Below are 20,763 nucleotides of genomic sequence, written 5' to 3' on the forward strand. Positions count from 1 at the left end.
GTATAGGCGATAACGGGACGAATCCGCTGCTCCTGGACCAGGGGCCACACGTGTTCCCCTACGGCACGCACCAACCGGGCTTTTCCTAGAAACTTCTACAGAGTGGCCTCATGACGGCTGAACAGGTTTAGCATAGGCCTGCGACGGCACAAAATCAGGAATCAATAGGTTTTTAAGGGTTACGTTGCAGAGCTAAATAACCAGGCTCCGATGATTTTTGTGTATCCTCGCCCCAGTTGACCTACAAACCGTATTGGGAACGCATGGAAATCAGCTTACTGATTTCTGCTTCAGGTAGCTCTCGAGAGCCAAACCCCATCTGGGCACACAGGTATGTCAGTTTTGCCGTATACTCCAACCGTTCCATGTTTTGATACGTAATCAAGAGGGAAGGCCCCCAAGAGAGAGCACCATGCATCTCCATCAAGCATACAGAATAGTCATGAACAAACGGAACGATATTTTCAGCCAATTGCATTGTAGAGGGAGTCGCATAAGGTGCCACTGGTATTACCGGCATCGCTAAGATATTCTCAGGCATCATTTTGTTTACAAGCTGATGCCCTCCAATTGCGAATGCTGTGCCGTATATGGGGTGAGCATGGATGACCGCACGCACCTTTTCGTCTTCCTGGTAAAGACGCAAATGGACTTTAACTTCAGAAGATGTTTTGTAGGGCGGTTGTTCGGAAATTATGGTTCCGTCAATCTTAAGCTTGCAAAGCATCTCAGGAGTTAGTGAACCTTTAGAAATCCCCGTTGGAGTACATAGCACAGCACCATCATCCATGCGTACAGATATATTGCCATCATTGGCAGCCACATAACTACGCTGCCAGACTTTCAGCCCAATATCGCAGATTGCTTGGCGAAGTCCTCTTTCCTCTGTATCCATCTCGAATGTATTCCTTCCAACGTTTTGAACTAATTTATAGAGCCTATTTCGCATTAGGCTTTATCGAAGTACTGAAATAAGCATTTTCAAACCAAGCTCTTGTCGCACCCTTGGGAATTCCAAGCAAATGCAACTGGGCAAAGATATTACCAATGATAGATGCCTCACAATTTGCTGAGCGTATTTCTTGCCCCAGAATGTTCGCAATCTGCTGCATCAAGAAGTCATCTTTTGCACCTCCACCTGTAATCCTTACGGTTCCTTTGCTGTCCGTGATATCCCTAAGTATCCTTACCGAATTTGCGATTGAGACGGCCAGGGATTCATCTATTAAACGCAGCAACTGCCCATTATTACAATCATTCACTCCGTAATCACATTTTAAAATTTCACGAATTTTTTGCGGCATATTGCCCGGTGTGGAAAGCTCCGGGTCTGAGGTGTCAATCACAATTCCAATAGATTGGGCTTCCTGCATGATCCGATCCAGGTAACCATAGGAAATGTCGAGTCCTTCTTTTTCCCACTGGCGACGGCACTCTTGCACCAGCCACAATCCGGTCTGATTCAACTCAGCTCGATTTGCTCCACCAGTGGCCATTTCATTGGTCACTCCAGCGTCGTAAGCTTTGTCAGTGGTAACCGGATAGGCAGTGATTGCCCCTACGACTGCCCACGATCCGCAAGATACAAAGATGTCTCCCACTTCAGGAGCAATAGCATAAGCGGCGCACGCTGTATCGTGAGATCCGCTCAAACAAATCTTCGTTGTGCCTCGCTGCGCTACCAGAGATGGTTCACCACGCAAAGAGGGAAGAATCTGACGCTGAATTCCAGCCGCTGAAATCATCTTGTCGTTCCAGTCCCATCGATTTACATCGACTAAAGCGGAAGTCGATGCAACCCCCAAAGAAGCCCATGGAGCACACTCCACAGGGTCATCCCATCCCGGGATTTCCTTAGTAGCCAGAACTCGAGCAATCATATCTTGAAGGAACATAATCGAAGTACAGCTACTTTTTTTGTTACTTGAAGTTTGGAATAACCGATTTACCGAGTTAATGTTTTGGGGCAAAACGCCCGTGAGTCGATATTGGTCAATCTGAGAGATTTTTTGATCAAGGTACATTTGCCCAATATGTCCGCTTTTATCTCGATACGCACGAGGGTATTCTTCATACAATCCCTCTGAGTTGATTCTTACAAAGTCCACGCCCCAACCATCAACTCCAACTGAATCTGGCGGCCCACCCAAAACATCTGCCGCAGCTCTAGCGCTATCCAGAACGATTTTCACAAAAACAGAAACTGGCCAGGTCAAGGTGCCATCGGGAGCAGAATTAACCTCTATGTTTCTCCGGTAGACTTCACTCAGCTGAAGAATTTGTTTCCGGTTGTCCCAATTCCCCAAATAAGCCCGAATTGACGAGGAGCCCATATCAATCGCTAGCACATTTGGCATAGCACAGTCCCCGCAATCTTCAAGTGTTGCAATACCAAGACTCAGCTCCCTGCAGTCGACTTGGGATAAAGCGGCTTACTCTCCATTGCTGGACAAAAACGCCTCTAATAAGGAATCCCGTCTGGCTCTGAGCCTAGCTCATGTTCCTCCGGATTCACGACCTGGAATCCATTAGCTTTGTATTCTTCATAATCAAATTCCTCGCACTCTTTGAAGCCAATCAAGTGGTACTCCAGAAAGCCTTCCCAGTTTTCGTATCCGTCGCCTATGCTACTCTCCAAGAAAGCTTCGGCCATTGCCCTGCCCAGATTCGGACCAATCCAGAAACTTCCCATGGCCAGAAGATTGCATCCGTTAGCTGCCGCGGCTCGACGAGCCGCAGGAACGGATTCAGCTACTGCAGCATGCACATGCGGAATCTTACTAGCAGCCACATGTATTCCCATACCAGAACCGTCAAACGCTAAAGCTTTTTCAAACTCTCCTTCAGCAATCTTGGCTCCCAAAGCAAAACCCACACGGTGGTACATAAAACTGTCATCTTGGAATGGGGTGATATCAGTTACGTCCCAGCCCTCTCCAATCAGGTATTGCTTCACTTCCTCCTTTAGCTGGAAGCCGGCAGAATCTGCACCTAATACAACCTTTTTTTCCGAAACTGTCTTAATCATTTTGGCTGTGTCTCCTTTTTCTTGAATTTAAAGAAGGACTTCTCTCCACTCCAGATTACGAGCAGTAACACCGCACCGAAAATGAAAAGTCGATAGAAGTTGCTTATCGAAGGGAATGTATTGAGACCGGAGGCGAGCACCTGCAATATGAGAATAGCTAAAATTACACCCCAGATATTCCCTTTACCACCATTGGGATTCACACCGCCAAGCACAACAATTAGCACTGTCAACAAGGTATAGCTCAGGCCGTAATCGGGTTTTGCTGAGTTGTAGTTTGCCAGCATTACAAGACCTGCAATAGAGCCACAGAGTCCGGATATGGTGTAGGTAACTACTAAAAGGCGAGCCAATCGAAGACCACTAAATTTTGCTGCCGTTGGATTGGTTCCCATCATGAACAGCTTAGTGCCAAAGGAATTGCGGTGCATGAGCAAGCCTACAGCCACAGCCACAAGCACAAACAAGACGAGCTGTAAGGGAAGAACTCCACCAAATCGAATGCCAAAAACCTCACCGTATACGGGAGGAAGTCCACTGAGAGCTTTGCCACCGGTAATCATAATTCCCATACCGGTAAACAACTCCAAAGTGCCAAGAGTGGCAAGAATCGCAGGAATCCTTATCCAAGCAACCAGAAGTCCATTAAAAAACCCTGCCAGAAGTCCAACTATCAAAGAAACCAGCACGGCAACGATAACGGTTACCGCAGGACTCTGGCCGCCATCAGTCAAGGCACGCAATGTCAAAGCCGCCAGTATACCGCTCAGATTGGCAATGCCGACAATAGATAAATCAATGCCTCCGGTGACCATAGTGACCATTACACCAAGGGCCATTATGCCGAATTCGGGGAACTGCACCCCCATAGAAACCCAGGTTCCCATGCGTCCGGCGGATTCAGGACGAATAATCAAAAATATGATGACCAGGCCTACAAGGGTAAACAACAATCTGGACACATGAGGATCTAGTGCGTTTAGGCGCATTTTTTGCATAAAAGAAGAACCGAAACGGCTGTTTGTATTCGACATCAAATTCTCCCTTACTCAGCTGTCAATCGTTGGCGTTTGCGACTTCTCATCAACTGAACAGCGGAGATGCCGGTGCCAATGATAATCATCAAGCCCAAAACGAAACGCTTTCCAGTTGTAGGAATACCAGCCATAATCATGTTTGTTTGGATAATGGCAATCATCATGGTGCCCATAACCACTCCGATTAGGGAGCCCTTTCCACCGGTAATAGAAGTTCCTCCCAAAACCACGGCCGCGATTACCATCATCTCGGTGCCGAGAAGGTCTGTCGGGTTCATCTGGTGCGTCACGCTCACCGACATCAGGCCTGCTATAGCAGCAATCATTCCCACAATCACATAGAGCCAGAATTTAATCCATTTCACGCGGAAACCTGCGCGAATGGCTGCCTGTTCGTCGCCACCCATTGCATACAGAGCACGACCAAATAACGTGAATTTCATTAGGAAACCTATGACTACAAGGACTAACAGGAAAAACAGGAAGGTCATAGGCAGGACAGATTGGGTCCCCTGCTGAACGTTTTCAACACGAATAAGCACCGCACGACCGAATTTATCAATGGGTTCTGGAAGACGGCTGATTTGAACGGCGCCAAGAGCCCCCTGCATGATTCCAGAAAAAACATTCATAGTCCCCAAAGTAATGATGAGAGTGGGAACGGTCAGTTGAGAAGTAAACAAACCGTTCAAAGCCCCCAGCAAAGCACCCGCAAGAACCATCGCTAGAAGTGCTATAAGGAAGGGCCCCCTATAGTCGATATCAACAAGAAAGCGCATCACAGAATAAACCGAGAGAGCGGCCAAGGCGGGGAAAGACACATCAATTCCACCAGAAACCAGAACCATGTGAGCGCCGATTGCAAAAAGACCTGGGACTACCATGGCATTCCCCAAGTCAACTAGATTGTTAAGCGTGAAGAACTGTCCACTACGAGCCTGGATAAGTAGGCTGATTCCAAGCAAAACAAGGAAAAGATAAAACTCGTTTGCATGCAGCACTTTGGTGAGGAAAAATCTGAAATCATGGCGTTTCTCACCTAAGGAATCTGCAGGCTTAGTGTCTGCCACGACAACAGCGCTTTCATCCATTTTCATCTTTCCTCCTTTGAAGCTTTACCTGTGACGAGATTAGACGCTTCCTCTTCAGTTGTGGATGCGGGATCTACCTCACCGGTTATCTTTCCATCGCGTAAAAGCAAAATTCGCCTAGATATCTGCATCAACTCGGGAATATCGTCTGAGATTACGATAACCCCCATGCCCTGATTCGCAAGATCAAGAAGAATTGAGTGAATTTCATGTTTCGAGCCAATGTCTACGCCGACCGTCGGTCCGTTAAGTATAAGAATATCTGGTTTGGTGCGAAGCCATTTTGCCAGCACAACACGTTGCTGGTTACCACCCGAAAGCGTATTAACAGCAAAATCGGGATTGCTAGTCGCTATACTCAGCTTAGAAACTGAGTCGTTCACTGCGTCCTTGCGTTTTTTTGAATTTATCCATCCCGAACGGGTTAAATCATCGATTGTGGAAATCACCACGTTGTCCGAAATAGAACGTTCCAGCATCAACCCTTCGGTAAGTCGGTCCTCAGGGACATATGCAATCTTGTGCTGCATCGCCTCGGTAATTGAACCAATTCGTGCTGGCTTTCCAAGGATTTTAATCTTTCCTGATGTTGCAGGAAACACTCCAAATAGCGAAAGTGCCAGTTCTGTTCGTCCTGAACCAAGAATGCCTGTGATACCCAGCACCTCTCCCCTACGAAGTGAAAGGTTAATATCGCTGAAGGCGCCTTCGAGTCCCAATCCTTCCACACGGAGCAGCTCTTCGCCTAACTCCTCAGGCTGTTCAAATCGAGCCTCATCCACAAAGTGACCAGTCATATAGTTTGCGAACTTTTGTCTGTCAAGATCGGAAGGATCAGCTGTAACGACTACCTTTCCGTTACGAAGGATTGTGAAACGTTCACTGATTTCGAATACTTCGTCAAGCTTGTGGCTGACGAAAAGAATTGCAATGCCGCGCTCCTGCAGACTACGAATTACTCGAAATAGAGCCTCCACCTCACGATTGGTCAGTGCGGTTGTGGGCTCGTCCATAATGAGCACTTTCGCATCCTGCAGGAGCGCACGGCTGATTGCAACTAGCTGCTTGTCAGCAACTGGAAGATCTCCAAGTCGAGCGTCCAAGTCGACTTGGAAGTCAATCTTAGACACTGCCTCTTGAGCGATTTTTTGGAATCTCTTCCAACTCACTATCTTGCGTTTTTTTGCAACTTCACTAGTGAGCGCAAGATTTTCCATAACCGTAAGGTTCGGGAATACCGAAAAGTCCTGATAGATAACCTGCACCCCAGCATTGATAGCTTCAGAGGGACTCAGGGAACGGAATGTCTGATTTCCGACAACAATCTCACCGCTTTCCGGTTTGTGAACACCAGAAATAACTTTGATTAATGTTGACTTGCCAGACCCATTTTCTCCAGCCAAACAGTGAATTTCGCCAGCATGAATCTCGAGATTGACGTCGTCAAGGGCCTTAACCCCCGAAAACTCTTTAGTGACTCCATGTACTGCCAGGACAATGTCGTTCATTACCGCACCTTACCTGTTTAGAAGGTGAAATCATCCACGTTGTCAGCAGTGATAACAATCCAGCCCTTACCTTCAAGGACCTTGTCGCTTCCTTTGCTGAACGTCATAGATTCGTAACCAGCTACACCCAAGTCAATCCCATCAGTGATTTTTTCACCATCCAGAATCTTCTTAGCAAGCGAGGCCATAGCGTAACCTGCATCAGCAGGATCCCATAGAGTCAAAGCGTGCACAGTACCGTTCTTCAAGATTTCCTTGTTAGCCTGCGGCATGCCAGTCCCGGCAGTGAACACCTTACCTTTCAATCCCATTTCTTCAATGGCACGAGCAACACCAGGAGCATCAAAGGAAGACGTTCCCATGATGCCACGAATTTCTGGATGAGCCTTCAGTACCTCTTTCGCGGCCTGGTAGGCGCCTTCAGCGGTGTCACCTGATTCAATGCGCGGCTGAGCTTCCAGCAGCTTCATGTTAGGGTACTTTTCCTTCTGGTGCTTAATGCCGCCGTCTGCCCATTCATTATGGGATGCATTAGTGATATGGCCTACCATAGTCGTATAGACGCCTTCTTCACCCATGCCTTCGGCAAGGTTATCCATGATGAAGCCACCGTAAGCCTCGTTACTGAATGCCTCAATGTCGTATTGAGTGTTTTGCTGGGATGCGCCTTCGTGGGTAACAACCACGATACCAGCGTCCATAGCCTCCTTCAGTACAGGCTCAATAGCACCAGGATCGACCGGAACAACACAGATTGCACTAACACCTTGAGCAATCAAATCGCGGATGACCTGTGCTTGCTGGGTCGCATCAGTAGCGGCGGGGCCACGCTGGAAGACATCAAGACCTGTATCTTCCGCAAACTTCTTTACGCCTACCTCCATACGCACGAACCAAGGGTTGGTGGCATCTTTAGGCACGACTGCAATTCGGATATCTCCGGCATCGCCCCCCCTTTGCACCATCTGCGCTATTGCTAGCAGATGAACAACCTGCCAACGTGACTGAGCAGCAAGCTAAACCAAGCACTAACGGCACAGCTGAAATCTTTTTCAAAAAGCCAAATCGCTTCATAATCGTTCCCTCCATTGGGTAATTGTTGGGAGCCTAAGGCTCGTTACATCGTTATTGAAACGCTTCAACTACGATGATAGAATGCTACCACACTTGGTGAGATATTTTTCAACTGAAAGATAAGAAACTATGACATTCTCCACAGGAAACCCAAAACCTGACGTAGAGCGCAAAATCACTATTGAGGATGTCGCCCAACACGCTGGCGTCTCAGTTGGAACAGTCTCGAACACATTGAATCATCCAGATCGAGTAATTGCCCCAACTCGCGATTCCGTATGGGCTTCAATCAGTGAACTGGGTTATATTCCCAGTCAGGCGGCACGCCTACTCTCAGGTGCCCCAAGTCGGACTCTTGGCTTGGTAGTTCCCGACATTGAAAGTCCATTCTTCATGTCTCTAGCAAATGCAGTGGAACAATCTGCCAGCGACGCCGGATATTCCTTGCTACTGTGCAGCTCACGACAGGATGCCTCTCGGGAACCTGCAATCCTGGACGTATTATCCAGTCACCAAGTTCGTGGCGTGCTTGTCAGCCCTGCAAGTGACACCTCGCCCACAGCAGGAAGTACTTTAGTTCCAATAGTCTATCTGGATCACAAGGGTCCCGATGGGACCTGTTCCATATCCGTGGATCATGTTCTTGGAGGACGTCTTGCTGCAGAACACCTACTAAGCTTAGGGCACAAGAATCTGGCTTTTGTCGGCGGCACCCCATGGTTATGGCAATTTAATCAACGTGTTAAAGGAATCCGCGAAGCAATCCTGGAAGCGAATCTGGATTCAAACAAAAACCTGCTTTTAGTGAAATCACCGGGGATAGGAGTAGATTCCGGCATGGAATCCGCTAGAAAACTAATTGAGCAAGGTCTTCCCACCGGAATTCTATGCGCAAACGACATGCTTGCCTTTGGTATTTTCAAGGGATTAACAGCGCAAAACATCATAATCCCAGACGATGTTTCCCTGGTTGGATATGACGACATCAGGTTCTCCGATAGCTGGATTAAGCCTCTTACAACCGTGGCGCAGCCAACGAGACTAATGGGTAAACTTGCCGGTAAACTCCTGATTGAACATGCTTCAGAAGGTGTAAATCATGAGCACCGCTTCGTTGCCCTGGAACCCACTTTGATTGTCCGTGAGTCAACCAGAAAGGCTAAGCTAGAATAGCTTCAACCGACACGGCTCAATTTTTTTTCCAACATTAGCGACATTTTAAAGCGCTGCAAGAACTGATGGAAGCCTTCGATATCCCTTTGTGTGGGGGCCTGAGTGTCCGTGTTGTCTGAATCAAAAAGTGAGTCCACGAAATCTGGCAGACTTCTAGTATTGTTGTGCAGGTAGAGCGCTAAAACCGCGATTCCCCAGGCGCCACCTTCACCGGCGTTCTGTCGTACAGATATTGGAGCTTGTAGTGCTGCTCCAAGCATTTTTTGTGCAACCAAAGGTGTTTTGAAAATGCCACCATGACCAACGAAGTAATCGATTACGATTTTCTCTTCGCTACGCAGCAAATCAAGCCCCATGCTGAGAGTAGCAAACATGGCATAAAAATGTGCTCTAATCAGGTTCCCTAAGGTTAACTCACTTGACGCTGAACGAAAGTACAAAGGTGTTCCTACACTCACACCAGTTATATGTTCACCCGAAAGATAGTTGTTGACTGTTATCCCACCAGCATCTGGAGCAGAGTCTGCAACTGAGGCGTACAGTAGCGGGTAAATCTCGCTCTCATCGATAGGGGACCTTAACAAGCTCGCAGCCTCACGAATCAAGGCAATCCATGCATCCAATTCTCCAGTTCCATTGTTTGTGTGCACCATTGCCACCGGAGAACCGTCAGGAGTGGTTACTACGTCCACTTCTCTGTACACCTTCGATAAGGCCTTTTCCAGAACAATCATTGCGAAAATCGAAGTTCCGGCTGATACATTACCTGTTCGTGGTCGGATTGAGTTCGTAGCCACCATTCCTGTGCCGGCATCTCCTTCCGGAGGACACATAGGGACACCGGCAGAAAGCACCCCGGATGGATCAAGCAGACACGCACCTGATTCGCTCAGCGTCCCCGCTTCATTACCAGCGACCAAAACAGAAGGCAAGATGTCCCTAAGCTTCCATGAAAAACCCTTACCAGCGACCAGCGCATCAAACTTCTTTACCGCAGACTCGTCATAATTGTTTGTCTCCGTGTCTATTGGGAACATGCCTACAGCATCCCCCACACCAAGCACTTTTTGTCCAGATAAAAGCCAGTGAACGTAACCAGAAAGTGTAGTCATATAGCTTATATTCTTGACATGCCTTTCCTCATCCATTATTGCCTGATAGAGATGCGCAATCGACCAACGCTGTGGTATGTTTTCATGGAAAAGTTCCGTCAGGGTGTCTGCTGCCGTCGCCGTAATTGTGTTTCTCCAGGTACGGAACGGAACAAGCAAGTTATTCTCAGAATCAAAAACCAAGTATCCATGCATCATGGCCGAAATCCCCAAGCTGGCCAAATTCTTCAGGGGAACCCCAAGTGACTCTTGCACTTGTCTAGCAAGATCCATGTAAGCAAACTGCAGGCCTTGCCTCACATCATTCAGAGAGTATGTCCAAATTCCATTATCAAAATGCGATTCCCAGCTATGCATTCCCATAGCAATTACACGTGCGCATGAATCTACCAGTACCGCTTTAATTCGAGTTGAGCCCAGTTCAATCCCTAAAGTAGCTTCCCCTGATTCCACAACTTTCCGCATGGCTTCATCGGATTTCAAATCTTGGTACATTTCCACTCCGTTAACCAACATTGACAAGGGTACAAGTACATCTTTGAGCATTCCCAAACAAGGTTATTCTGAGAGCACAATTTTACCAAACGGGCGGTGGGTATTGGAGGCCAAGAAACCATGGGCACGTTTTGCCTTGGAAAATGCCAGCGTATAGGCGATAACGGGACGAATCCGCTGCTCCTGGACCAGGGGCCACACGTGTTCCCCGACGGAGCTCACCAACCGGACTTTGGCCTCGACATCGAGACCGCGAATGGTGGAACCTTGAATCCGCGCCGATTTGGTTAAGACCTGGCCCAAATCCAGCTGGGCATGACGCCCCTTTTGCAAGCCGATAATGTTGAGGATTCCATGTTTGGCGAGTAGTTCCAGGTTGGTTTCTAATCCCCCGGCTCCGGATACGTCCAGAATCAGGTCAAAGCCGCGGCCGTCGGTGAGTTTCTGTTTCATCTCCAGCACTTCGTCGGGGTCGTGATAGTCCGCGGCCGCGTCCGCCCCCAACAGCGTCAATTTGTGGCATCTGTCGGGTTCCCCGGCGGTGGTTCCCACCGTGGCTCCCAAGGCCTTGGCCAGCTGCACCGCCACGGTGCCAACTGCCCCCGAACCACCTTGAATCAACACGAAACGCCCTGCCCAGGAATCACTCGGGAATCCCAAGTCCACCAGGTTGTGCCAGGCCGTTACCGCCGCTTCCAGGAGGGCAGCCCCCGCGATGCAACCATTGAGACGCCCGGAGACGGGCAACGGCAAGGCCAAATCCGCATTGGCGACACAAAACTGCGCTTGTGCACCGCCCTCGACCAGAGCCACCGCTGGCTGACCTACCCAAGCCGGGTCAACACCGGGTCCCACCTCCACGACGGTGCCGGCAGCCTCCAGCCCGAGCGTATTCGGTGCCCCAGCAGGCGGCGGATAATGGCCTGCCACCTGCAGCAAGTCCGCCCGGTTCACCCCCGCGGCCGCTACTTCAATGAGAATCTGGCTGGCACCGACCTGGGGACGGTCGGCCTCGACCAGGACCGGCACGCCGTCAACGCCCTGTACGCTCCACATGAAAACCCCCTTGCTTTAAGTCTTTTCCAAGTCTAAAGCAAGGGGGTCGATGAAGTTATCCGCTGAATAAATGCGAAAGTTTCCCGGGTTCAGAGGTTGTAGCCGATATAGGCAGCCGTAGCGTGGGGACTAGTGGTGGGCAAGCTCACATCGGAAGGCCAATACAGACTGTGACCTGCAAATGTCACCGTGGTCTCGCCTCCATCGTGGAGACGCCACGGATTCAAATCAGCTCCCGAAGTGCTGTCCAGGATGCCAACAATTTTGGCCTCACGAGAGTCAGTGGGCGCGCCTGCCCCTAAGTCAGAGGCGTGCGGAATATCAAAGACCGCCGGTTTGTCCAGGATCATGACCACATATTCCGTACCTGAAAACATTGCCTCCAATTCCGGCACATCTTTGCCCTGTTCCAGCCGGATTAACTCCTTGGCGGAAAGAACCCGAATAACACCGGTCAAGACACTGGCTTCAGTATTGTTCACCACCTGGGGATCCCCCGGGCCGTCCGCACCTAAACCAACGCCAGCTGCCATAGCTACAGTACTTTCCGGCAGCACTCCTTCTCCTCCGATAAACACGATCTTGTTAGCGCCCAGAGACACGATTTGCTGGAAAGTACCTCCACCATCGGGGGGTGTCAGCAGAATAAAACCGTCCTTGGATGCCCCCGCCACCATCGCGTCTTTCAGGGCGGTTCCCGACGCCACGTAGGCGACCTTTCGAGCCGGATCGGAGGCGGCAAACTTGGCGATTTCAAAGGCGGTCACATAACGGTTCGCTCCCGCAAAACGTTGGGTCTCCGCACCGCTCGCAACCGTTTGGAGTACCGCGTCGGGAACCGCGCCCGGTCCGCCCAAAGCCACCAGTTGTGCGCCAGCCGGCTGGCTCGCCGGCATCCGCATCGCCACGAACTGCTGCGCGGCGCTGATGCTGGCTTCGTTCGTGTAGGTGATGATGGGACCGTCACGCAGCACCGAACCGGCCACCGCATCAGGAGAACCGGAACCGGCGTTTTTGGTCAGATACATGCGGTTGGTGGGGCCGTTTACCTGTATCCAGCGTTCGGCAATAGCCCGGGCGGTCGCGTTGCGGTCAGAACCAGCCAGGCGTTCTACGTTTTCTGCGCCGCAGGTTTGCCGGGCTTGCTGGGCAATGCTGTCAGGAACCGCGCCGGTTCCGCCCAAAATCACGATATGGCCGGGTTTGACCCCGCCGAGGTTCAGCTGTTTGCCGTCGGTGAGCACCACCGGTCCATCCCCGATAGTCGCCGCTGGCAGAGCATCCACCGGGTTACGATTTGCCGCCACATAGACCACCGGCCAGTTTGTCCCCCAGGTGTGCTTGGCTACCGCCAGGGAGGTTTCCACCCCGCTGGGTCCCGCCAAACGTTCATAGTTCAACCCTTCTGCCTGGGACTCGCTGACGGCAACCAGGGCCATCATCGCTAAAGTCAAGGCTCCTACGGTGCCGGAAATGGTTCCGCGCTTTACCCATGCCTGCATGTCTGTACCTTTCCGTTGAAACAGTCGTGACCCACTCAGCCTATTGAGGCACTTTTGGTAACTGAACACCCAAAAGGGTTAAAGCCCCGCCCCCTTCCTCGGTTGGCGCGCAGCGCCGAAGTCGGAGCGGATAGCGTCATGCTAAGGTTGAGGAGTGCAAATACTTCGTGACAAACCGTCAAGTTTCGGCCCGAGTATCGTGACCATAGGTACTTTTGACGGCGTTCACACCGGACATAAACGAATCATCGAGAAAGTCGTGGCGCTGGCTCACGAGCGCGAGGCGACCTCTGTTGTGTTGACGTTCGACCCGCTACCTCGCCAGGTTCACCATCCCGACCCCAAGAATAAGTTGATTTGTTCCCTGCCGGACAGGCTGACCCGCATTGAACAGCTGGGGGTAGAGACGACCTGGGTCCAACAGTATGACCTCGATTTTGCCGCCCAGTCCCCCACCGAGTTCGTCCGCGACTACCTGGTCGACTCCCTGCACCCCCTGGAGGTCGTCATCGGGGAAGATATGCATTTCGGATCCAATAACAGCGGAGACGCTCAGACTCTGCGGGAATTGGGCACAGAATACGGGTTTGCAGTCGAGACAATCCCCAACATTGTCGACCCGATTTTTGGACGCCGCTGGTCCTCGTCTTGGGTGCGCGAACTGCTGGCCCAAGGTCGGGTTGACCAGGCCGCTTATGTGTTGGGGCGAGCTCATTCGGTGCGCGGCACGGTCATTCACGGCAAGCGGCGCGGGCGCAAACTGGGATTTCCCACCGCTAACCTGGACGCACAGTTCGTGGAGGCGATTCCCGCCGATGGTGTTTACGCCGGTTGGCTGCGGATGCCTTACCCGCCGCACTCTCAGAGTCCGACTTCCCTAGAGGTGGTGCCCGCCGCCATTTCGGTGGGAACTTCCCCGCATTTTGGCGACGTGGGGCGTACCGTGGAAGCCCACGTTTTAGGGCGCGCGGATTTGGATTTGTACGGGGAAGAAGTCGTGGTCGAGTTCGTGCATCGGATTCGCGACAACCTGGCTTTTGATTCTTTGGACGCACTGCTGGAACGCATGGATCGCGACCTGCTGGAGACGGCTGTGGTCTTGGGGGTTCCCAAAGCTCAACGCATCAATCCCGGAGCAGTCACAGCCTGAGTGTGGCGGAATCATCAGGTTGATTTGGTATAAAAGTTTCATGGAGCACAGAGACGTCACCCGCAGAATCAGCCAGATTGTCGCCGCATCCCTGCTGGTGATAGGCGGAACCTGGGGGCTGTCGGGTTGTGAGGGCACCTCCGGAAAATCCGCTGCCACGGAAATTCCCACCAAACCATCCCTTTTGAACGTCAAACCGAAACCGACCGCAACGCAGCCCTCGGAAATCACCTTTACCGTTGCGGCCACGGGCGATGCTCTGACCCACGATGCCCTCATGCCCGATGTGTCGCGCGATGCCGCAGGAAACACGCACTTTACGAATCTGATGGCTGGCATCAAACCGTTTCTCGAGGGAGCTGACCTGGCGATTTGCCATCAAGAGATTGCTTTTGCCCAGGACGGCGCCCCTTACCAGGGGTTTCCCAATTTTGCTATGCCTACGGGTTGGGCCCAGGATATGAAAGATTTGGGCTACGACGGCTGTTCCACCGCTTCCAACCACACCACTGACCAGGGCATCGAAGGCGTCTATCAGACGCTCAATGTGCTGGAAAAAGCCGGTATGGGAGCCACCGGTTCTCGGCGCAGCGCGGAGGAAAAGCCTTATCAGATGTACAGCCTGACCAAAGACGGACGTACCATCAAGATTGCCCACCTGTCCCTGGCTTGGGGAAAACTGGGCGGAATGCCCTACATCAATGAAAAACCGTGGCTGGTCAACGTGGACAACATGAGTGAAATCCTCACCTGGGCGGCCCAGGCTCGCCAGGAGGGCGCCAATGTGGTCATTTTGTCCGGCCATAACGGGCTGGAATATGAGCTACAACCTTCCGGCTGGGCGCGCCAATGGGCGCAAGCGGCAGCCGATAGCGGGCTGATTGACCTCTATATCGGTCATCATCCGCACGTCCCCCAGGGCATTGAGAAGCTGCCCGGCGGCGTGGACGGCAAAGGTATGTGGACGTATTGGAGCGTGGGGAATGTCATCTCGGATATGCGTCCCCTGACCACGATGCACACGGATTCGGAACAAATCGCCTGGGCCACGATTAGGGTTCCGGCTCAGGGCAATGCCGAAGTTATCTCCGCCCAGTGGGTGGCCATCGGGCTGGAACCAGATTCGCACCTGGTGGTACCGCTAGCTGCGGCAGCGCAGGGGCAAATTCCGCCTGGCAGCGCCATGAGTGCGAGCAAGGCCGCACAGTACCGGGGGTTTTTGCAATCCCTGGTGGGTCCCGAAACTCCTGAACTCACCGAGCCGCCCGCAGGGCCCTCCCCCGCCAAAGTTGAAGCACTACCTAAGCAATAGGTGTCCCGACTGCTTCTGCATAGCTTTTCGGCTTTGGCACGAGGCCGGTGCGGAAAAGTTACTGGGATTCTTGCAGTTTCGGGTCGCGCTTCAGGTATGCCCTGGTTTCACGGGCAATCAGACCGGAAGCCAGGATGAGCCCAATCAAGTTAGGCAGAGCCATCAAGCCGTTCGTGACATCAGCCAGCGTCCACGCGACTTTCAGTTCCGTGATACAGCCCACGAAAACAACTATGGCGAACAGCAAGCGGTAGACGGTGACGGCTTTTAGGCCGAACAAACGTTGCACACAGCGTTCCCCGTAGTAGGCCCAGCCCAGCACGGTAGAAAACGCAAAGAACACCAGGGAAACTGCCACCACAAAGTGACCCTGACCGCCGGGGAAACCAATGTTGAAAGCCTCGGCGGTGAGAGGCGAACCATCCAGCGTTTGACCGTCGGCATCGGTCACTTTCCACGCTCCCGTAACGACGATAACCAGAGCCGTCATCGAAACCACGATAATGGTGTCAATGAAGGTTTGGGTCATGGAGACGAGTCCTTGCCGGACCGGTTCGCGAGTACGCGCGGCAGCCGCCGCAATCGCCGCGGACCCCATCCCAGACTCGTTAGAGAAAATCCCGCGTGCCACTCCGTACTGGAGCACCATCATGAACGTGGAGCCCACGAATCCACCAGTCGCGGCAGTCCCGGTAAAGGCATCGTGGAAAATCAGGGCCAGAGCGGCGGGAATTTTGGTAACGTACAGACCCAGCACAATTAGCGAGGCTCCCACGTAGAGAATAATCATGATGGGGACAAAAGCCGAGGTCACCCGGCCGATGGATTTCACGCCTCCCAGCAGCACGATGCCGGTCAAAGCCGCCATGAACAGGCCGGTCATCCACGGGTTCACCCCGAAAGAGGCCTCTAACTGAGTCGCAACCGAGTTCGCTTGGGTCAGGTTGCCGATACCGAACGAGGCAATAATCGCAAAGATCGCAAAGGCAATGGCCAGTGTCCGCCCCAGCCACTTCACTTTCGTGACGTGCTCCAGGTAATACTGCGGGCCGCCACTCATCTCGCCTTTGGCGTCTTTGGTGCGGAAACGCACCGCCAGGAAAGCCTCGGAATACTTAGAAGCCATACCAACTAAACCGGTAACCCACATCCAGAACACTGCTCCGGGTCCGCCAATGTGGATAGCGGTGGCGACACCGGCAATGTTTCCGACCCCGACGGTAGCGGCCAGGGCGGTGGTCAGCGCTTGGTAGTGAGAAATATCGCCCTCGATAGTGTCATCGAGCGGTTGTTTCCCCTCAACGCTTTCCCCGGCGCCCTCATCACGTTTCAGCAGGGCCAGGTGCAGCGCGGGACCGAGTTTACGAAACTGGATTCCCGTCAGGCGAATGGTCAGCCACAGCCCGGTTCCTAGCAGCAGGGGGATTAGGAAAAACGGCCCCCAGACGAAAGCATCAACCGCGTTGAGAACCTCAAAAAACTTGTCCATAGTGTATTGCCTCAGTATTTTCGGATACAAACTTGTGGCAAGTTTAGCGAGTGAGCCCGGTTATCCATAATTCGGCACTATTGTCCACTATTTGAGACGGGCGATAAGGTCTGTGAGCGCGGCGTTTCCGGTCGATTAACGCGCCGTTAGCAGGGCGCCAATTTGGTTCGCCACACCTCGTGACACCGCCCCGGTCCCACCAGCGATGGTGTAAGCGGCTTGCGGATGGGATTGCACGAAACTCTGCAGATTCGCGTCCAGAGAGGCCGGGCGACTGAGCACAATGGCCTGGTTATTGGCGTGTGCGTAGCCCGAGCCAGCCAAACCGTCAGCAAACACGGTGCCGGAAGCCACCAGGTATCCCGGGGCATTGGGGAAGAAGTTTTGGGCCAACTGGGTAGAAGTCTGGAAACGATCTTGGCCCACGATGGTCTTTACCTCGCTCACGGCGCTGGTCCAGGCCATGTCCGCATTGGCGGCGTTGGTGGTAACGGCTGTAGCCGCCCTGCCACCTATCCCCCACACGCGCAACTTGCCCCCTTGCTTTGCCACCGTGCTCGCCAGGGTGGAAATCGCCTGGAGAGTGGTGGGAGGGATGCTGTTCGAGCGGGTAAAGAGGATGACACCGTGGGCATTGGCCACGGCGGGACCGGCAGCAATAGCATCGGGAATGTTAGGGTCACTGGTGGCATCGACCAGGAACACGTCAAGGAGTTTCGTGTTGGCACTGACCGAAGCGTTTTCCTGGGCCGCGAGGGCCGCGACCCGACCCGCCGTGTCGAAACGATCTTGACCCACCAGGTCGGTGATGGAGATTCCGGCTTGCTGCAGTTCAGCGCGTTGGGCAGGCGAGAGTTTCACTCCCCCGCCGACCACGTAGAGGGTCTTGCGCGGGGAAGCCTTAATGGCAGAAATCACTGCCGGTTCCACCGGATTGGACACCGTGAGCAAAACCGTGGCTCCTCGCGCCCCCACCAAAGCCGCGGAGCTCAAAGCGTCAGGGGCGAGCCGCCCGGTGGTCAGCACAATCGCGTCCCCATTAGTCCCGCTCGCTGAGTGCAACGCTAGAGCTGTCGAGACCCGATCGGCTCCGGCAATCCGACTCAGTCGAGATTCATAGGGATATTCCGTCGTATTCCCCGAAGCTGCTCCCAAGGTCACCCCGGCGATTTCTTTCAGCCACGAAGCTAGGGGAATCACGGAACCAAAGTAAGCGCCCTGATCATTGCCCCCAATCAAAGTCCCTATAACCTGATTGGATACCAGCAGAGGTCCACCGGAATCACCGTGCTCGGTCATCACTCCCGGCCACGAGGTCTTGTAACTGAGCTGACCGGGAGCGACAGTCCCGCCGCAGTTAGCCGTAAACTCACCCTGCGTTGGCCCTTGCACCACCGTGTAGCAGGTCGCCGCGATTCTCTGCGGAGTGGACAACAGCGTATTCGATGCCCCGCCCCAGCCGTATTCCAAAGCCACGGTTCCCGCCGGGGCTTGACCGGCTGCCAAAACTGCCGGGGTAATCCCGGACATCGGAGTTTGCAGGTGCAGCAGAGAAGCGTCATATTGCGGATGAACTTTGTAATCATCCACCTGAGCGGATAGCTCCCTGGTCAAGCCGAACTTAACAGAAACGTAGCGGGGCTTGTTCGCCATGCAGTGACCCGCGGTCAGCACCCAGGAAGGATGGACTAATATCCCGGTACAGATTGAGCCGGTCCCGTTCCAGTTGGTGATGGCGATATAGCCAATCCAGCTCACGTCCTGAGCACCTACGGGAGCGCCCCCGCCAATCATCAACTCACCTATCTCCCGGTCGGTGTGGGGGGTGAAATCCTCGGGCAATGTTTCAGTGAGGGCGGAAAGTCTCTGCGGAAGGGCCGGGACCACATTCCGCGTGGCCTCAGCGTGAGGAACACTGGCTGCTGCTGTCGTTGAGACAGTTGGGGTCTGGCCGGGGAACTCGGGAGTGTTCAGACTAATGCCGCCGGGTCCGGAAAGCAGGCCCAACACGCCCAGCATGCCCAGCACTGCAAGGGGCCACCAAGATTTCAGATACGTTTTTCGAGTCATGATTCTCCTGTGTTCCTAAACCCGACCTACATTAAGTGTATGTCCCAGACGTTCCAGATTTTGCAGGTCTTAACACCCAAATCGGTTTCAGCCGCTCGTTTTCCAGCTGGGCCAGCGCGATGACACGTTTTTCACCCGCGTCTGAGTCGGTCGTCGCTTCGGTGACAGCCAGTAGCGAACCTGCGGACGCAGTTGGGTTCGAATTTGCCGCCTGCAGAAGGGCGGTGGCCTCGCGGGTCGAACCGGCCAGTTGTAGGGCTTGTCCGAAAGACAGCGCCCGCACCTGGGTTTCGTCACCGGGCAATTCGGGAAAGATTCCCAAAATCGCCGCGTCAAGCCCTAACGGACGCAGCATCCCGAGACTCTCGACTTCGGCCCCCAGCTCGGACAGGCTTCGCGCCTGGTCCAGCCCGTATGACCCGACCGAGACGCGTCGTAACGCCGTCAGATGCGCCCCCACCCCCAGGTCTGCTCCGAGGTCTCGAGCCAGGGCGCGCACGTAGGTTCCCGCCGAACACTCCACCAAAAGTTCCGCATCGGTAACGCTCACCGGAGGGTTCGAGTCGTCTCCCGCTACCGTTTCGATGACGGGAGCGCCTCTCAGCTCGAGCCGGTGAATGGTCACCGGACGAGGCTGGATTTCCACGTTTTTCCCGGCACGTGCCAGGTCGTAGGCACGTTTGCCGCCAATCTTAATGGCGGAAAACTTGGCTGGGATTTGGTTGACCGGACCGCGCCACGGCACCAGAGCCGCCGCTATGTCCTCCGGGGTCAACACAGCGCCTAAACAGGCCGTGACCTGGCCCAGGGCATCGTCGGTATCCGTAGAGATACCAAACCGCACCCGGGCGGTATAGACCTTGTCATGAGCCGTCAAGTATTGCAAGAGGCGCGTGGCTTTGCCGATAGCGCAAATGAGGATTCCCGTGGCCAGCGGATCTAGAGTACCGGCATAACCGACTTTCTTTTGTCCTGCCAACCGACGAATCCGTGAGGCCACCGCGTTGGAACTCAACCCCCGCGGCTTATCCACAATGACCAGTCCGGGCGGACAGGTTTCACCCCGAGGCAAATCCTCGGGACAGTCGGGCAAGAAGTCCGGCGCGTCAAACATTGCAACCCGCCCGGGGAACCTTGTGAACCAACCACCCCGCGCCGTCGATAACCCCCGGAACGCCCCCGATGAGGGTCCACTCGCAATCAGGCATCAGACCGGCGGCGTTAGGATTCCTGGTCATCTTCGGGCTCACGGGGAGTTTTGTAGGGATTGGCTTCCCCGGCATACTGGGTGCCTTTGCGGGCGGCCAGCTCGGCATCGGCCGCGCGGGCCTCTGCCAGCGCCGATTCCAAAGCCGCAGCTTGCTGGGGCACCGGATCGGCCACGAATTCCAAGGTCGGAGTCAGGCGTGTGCCCAAATTTTTGCCCACGTGGGAGCGAATCAGTCCTTTGGCGGACTCCAAAGCCGCGCCGGAAGCGGTTCGCTCCGTGTCGCTACCATAGGCCGTGTAATAAACTTTGGCATGCTGCAAATCCCCCGTGACCTCGACCGAAGTAATGGTGACGAAACCTAATCTGGGGTCTTTAATCTTGCCAGCCAACATGCTGGCCACCGTGGTCAAAATGTTCGCGGCGACTTTTTCCCGCCGGGTGTCATCCATGGTTTCT

General features: G+C 53.4%; 16 protein-coding genes and 1 pseudogene. 3 read left to right on the forward strand and 14 right to left on the reverse strand.

Features of this window, described 5'->3' with window-relative positions; all coding sequences use genetic code 11:
- Positions 1-241 precede the first annotated feature (241 nt).
- The 7 genes and pseudogenes from AC5LBQ_RS05840 to AC5LBQ_RS05870 all read right to left on the reverse strand — a co-directional run bounded on the left by AC5LBQ_RS05840 (position 242) and on the right by AC5LBQ_RS05870 (position 7,738).
- Positions 242-895, reverse strand: a complete 654-nt coding sequence (locus tag AC5LBQ_RS05840; RefSeq protein WP_493264895.1) for a class II aldolase/adducin family protein — start codon at positions 893-895, stop codon at positions 242-244.
- Positions 896-938: 43 nt separating this feature from the next.
- Positions 939-2,357, reverse strand: a complete 1,419-nt coding sequence (locus AC5LBQ_RS05845) for a rhamnulokinase (protein ID WP_493264896.1) — start codon at positions 2,355-2,357, stop codon at positions 939-941.
- 104 nt (positions 2,358-2,461) lie between these two features.
- Complete coding sequence (locus tag AC5LBQ_RS05850) at positions 2,462-3,028, reverse strand: RpiB/LacA/LacB family sugar-phosphate isomerase (RefSeq protein WP_282921904.1); 567 nt, start codon at positions 3,026-3,028, stop codon at positions 2,462-2,464.
- Positions 3,025-4,026, reverse strand: coding sequence for an ABC transporter permease (locus tag AC5LBQ_RS05855; protein WP_493264909.1), 1,002 nt, complete (start codon positions 4,024-4,026; stop codon positions 3,025-3,027). The genes AC5LBQ_RS05850 and AC5LBQ_RS05855 overlap by 4 nt, the downstream gene beginning before the upstream one ends.
- Positions 4,027-4,073: 47 nt before the next feature.
- A complete protein-coding gene (locus AC5LBQ_RS05860; RefSeq protein WP_282921906.1) occupies positions 4,074-5,162 on the reverse strand; it encodes an ABC transporter permease in 1,089 nt (362 codons plus the stop codon).
- A complete protein-coding gene (locus AC5LBQ_RS05865) occupies positions 5,159-6,664 on the reverse strand; it encodes a sugar ABC transporter ATP-binding protein (RefSeq protein WP_282921907.1) in 1,506 nt (501 codons plus the stop codon). The genes AC5LBQ_RS05860 and AC5LBQ_RS05865 overlap by 4 nt, the downstream gene beginning before the upstream one ends.
- Positions 6,665-6,681: 17 nt before the next feature.
- A pseudogene (locus AC5LBQ_RS05870) lies at positions 6,682-7,738 on the reverse strand (autoinducer 2 ABC transporter substrate-binding protein).
- A 129-nt stretch (positions 7,739-7,867) separates the two neighbouring features.
- Here AC5LBQ_RS05870 and AC5LBQ_RS05875 point away from each other — a divergent pair.
- On the forward strand, positions 7,868-8,911 hold the full coding sequence (locus AC5LBQ_RS05875; RefSeq protein ID WP_493264897.1) for a LacI family DNA-binding transcriptional regulator: 1,044 nt from the start codon (positions 7,868-7,870) through the stop codon (positions 8,909-8,911).
- 2 nt (positions 8,912-8,913) lie between these two features.
- On the opposite strand, the gene AC5LBQ_RS05880 is transcribed toward AC5LBQ_RS05875, so the two are convergent.
- From AC5LBQ_RS05880 to AC5LBQ_RS05890, 3 genes are all read right to left on the reverse strand, one after another.
- Positions 8,914-10,569, reverse strand: a complete 1,656-nt coding sequence (locus tag AC5LBQ_RS05880; RefSeq protein ID WP_493264898.1) for a xylulokinase — start codon at positions 10,567-10,569, stop codon at positions 8,914-8,916.
- A gap of 12 nt (positions 10,570-10,581) precedes the next feature.
- Positions 10,582-11,574, reverse strand: a complete 993-nt coding sequence (locus tag AC5LBQ_RS05885) for a zinc-binding dehydrogenase (protein WP_282921910.1) — start codon at positions 11,572-11,574, stop codon at positions 10,582-10,584.
- 89 nt (positions 11,575-11,663) lie between these two features.
- Positions 11,664-13,076, reverse strand: coding sequence for a cell wall-binding repeat-containing protein (locus AC5LBQ_RS05890; protein WP_493264899.1), 1,413 nt, complete (start codon positions 13,074-13,076; stop codon positions 11,664-11,666).
- A gap of 154 nt (positions 13,077-13,230) precedes the next feature.
- Here AC5LBQ_RS05890 and AC5LBQ_RS05895 point away from each other — a divergent pair, with 154 nt between their 5' ends.
- Both AC5LBQ_RS05895 and AC5LBQ_RS05900 read left to right on the forward strand, forming a co-directional pair.
- Positions 13,231-14,226, forward strand: coding sequence for a bifunctional riboflavin kinase/FAD synthetase (locus AC5LBQ_RS05895; RefSeq protein ID WP_493264900.1), 996 nt, complete (start codon positions 13,231-13,233; stop codon positions 14,224-14,226).
- A 40-nt stretch (positions 14,227-14,266) separates the two neighbouring features.
- Positions 14,267-15,538, forward strand: a complete 1,272-nt coding sequence (locus AC5LBQ_RS05900) for a CapA family protein (protein ID WP_493264901.1) — start codon at positions 14,267-14,269, stop codon at positions 15,536-15,538.
- A 58-nt stretch (positions 15,539-15,596) separates the two neighbouring features.
- Here the strand turns inward: AC5LBQ_RS05900 and AC5LBQ_RS05905 are convergent, their stop codons facing one another.
- The 4 genes from AC5LBQ_RS05905 to rbfA form a co-directional block, all read right to left on the reverse strand.
- Positions 15,597-17,027, reverse strand: a complete 1,431-nt coding sequence (locus tag AC5LBQ_RS05905) for an alanine/glycine:cation symporter family protein (protein ID WP_493264902.1) — start codon at positions 17,025-17,027, stop codon at positions 15,597-15,599.
- 135 nt (positions 17,028-17,162) lie between these two features.
- Entirely contained in the window at positions 17,163-19,097 is a 1,935-nt protein-coding gene (locus tag AC5LBQ_RS05910) for a cell wall-binding repeat-containing protein (RefSeq protein WP_493264903.1), read from the reverse strand.
- A gap of 31 nt (positions 19,098-19,128) precedes the next feature.
- On the reverse strand, positions 19,129-20,211 hold the full coding sequence (truB, locus tag AC5LBQ_RS05915; protein ID WP_493264904.1) for a tRNA pseudouridine(55) synthase TruB: 1,083 nt from the start codon (positions 20,209-20,211) through the stop codon (positions 19,129-19,131).
- 107 nt (positions 20,212-20,318) lie between these two features.
- On the reverse strand, positions 20,319-20,756 hold the full coding sequence (gene rbfA, locus AC5LBQ_RS05920) for a 30S ribosome-binding factor RbfA (protein WP_282921917.1): 438 nt from the start codon (positions 20,754-20,756) through the stop codon (positions 20,319-20,321).
- Between the last annotated feature and the right edge of the window lie 7 nt (positions 20,757-20,763).

The sequence above is a fragment of the Mobiluncus sp. genome (assembly GCF_985070215.1).

Excerpts from the sequence above, each read along its gene's own strand:
- AC5LBQ_RS05840 (WP_493264895.1), bottom strand. The coding sequence starts at position 895 with ATGGATACAGAGGAAAGAGGACTTCGCCAAGCAATCTGCGATATTGGG.
- AC5LBQ_RS05845 (WP_493264896.1), bottom strand. The coding sequence starts at position 2,357 with ATGCCAAATGTGCTAGCGATTGATATGGGCTCCTCGTCAATTCGGGCT.
- AC5LBQ_RS05850 (WP_282921904.1), bottom strand. The coding sequence starts at position 3,028 with ATGATTAAGACAGTTTCGGAAAAAAAGGTTGTATTAGGTGCAGATTCT.
- AC5LBQ_RS05855 (WP_493264909.1), bottom strand. The coding sequence starts at position 4,026 with ATGCAAAAAATGCGCCTAAACGCACTAGATCCTCATGTGTCCAGATTG.
- AC5LBQ_RS05860 (WP_282921906.1), bottom strand. The coding sequence starts at position 5,162 with ATGAAAATGGATGAAAGCGCTGTTGTCGTGGCAGACACTAAGCCTGCA.
- AC5LBQ_RS05865 (WP_282921907.1), bottom strand. The coding sequence starts at position 6,664 with ATGAACGACATTGTCCTGGCAGTACATGGAGTCACTAAAGAGTTTTCG.
- AC5LBQ_RS05875 (WP_493264897.1), top strand. The coding sequence starts at position 7,868 with ATGACATTCTCCACAGGAAACCCAAAACCTGACGTAGAGCGCAAAATC.
- AC5LBQ_RS05880 (WP_493264898.1), bottom strand. The coding sequence starts at position 10,569 with ATGCTCAAAGATGTACTTGTACCCTTGTCAATGTTGGTTAACGGAGTG.
- AC5LBQ_RS05885 (WP_282921910.1), bottom strand. The coding sequence starts at position 11,574 with ATGTGGAGCGTACAGGGCGTTGACGGCGTGCCGGTCCTGGTCGAGGCC.
- AC5LBQ_RS05890 (WP_493264899.1), bottom strand. The coding sequence starts at position 13,076 with ATGCAGGCATGGGTAAAGCGCGGAACCATTTCCGGCACCGTAGGAGCC.
- AC5LBQ_RS05900 (WP_493264901.1), top strand. The coding sequence starts at position 14,267 with ATGGAGCACAGAGACGTCACCCGCAGAATCAGCCAGATTGTCGCCGCA.
- AC5LBQ_RS05905 (WP_493264902.1), bottom strand. The coding sequence starts at position 17,027 with ATGGACAAGTTTTTTGAGGTTCTCAACGCGGTTGATGCTTTCGTCTGG.
- AC5LBQ_RS05910 (WP_493264903.1), bottom strand. The coding sequence starts at position 19,097 with ATGACTCGAAAAACGTATCTGAAATCTTGGTGGCCCCTTGCAGTGCTG.
- truB (WP_493264904.1), bottom strand. The coding sequence starts at position 20,211 with ATGTTTGACGCGCCGGACTTCTTGCCCGACTGTCCCGAGGATTTGCCT.
- rbfA (WP_282921917.1), bottom strand. The coding sequence starts at position 20,756 with ATGGATGACACCCGGCGGGAAAAAGTCGCCGCGAACATTTTGACCACG.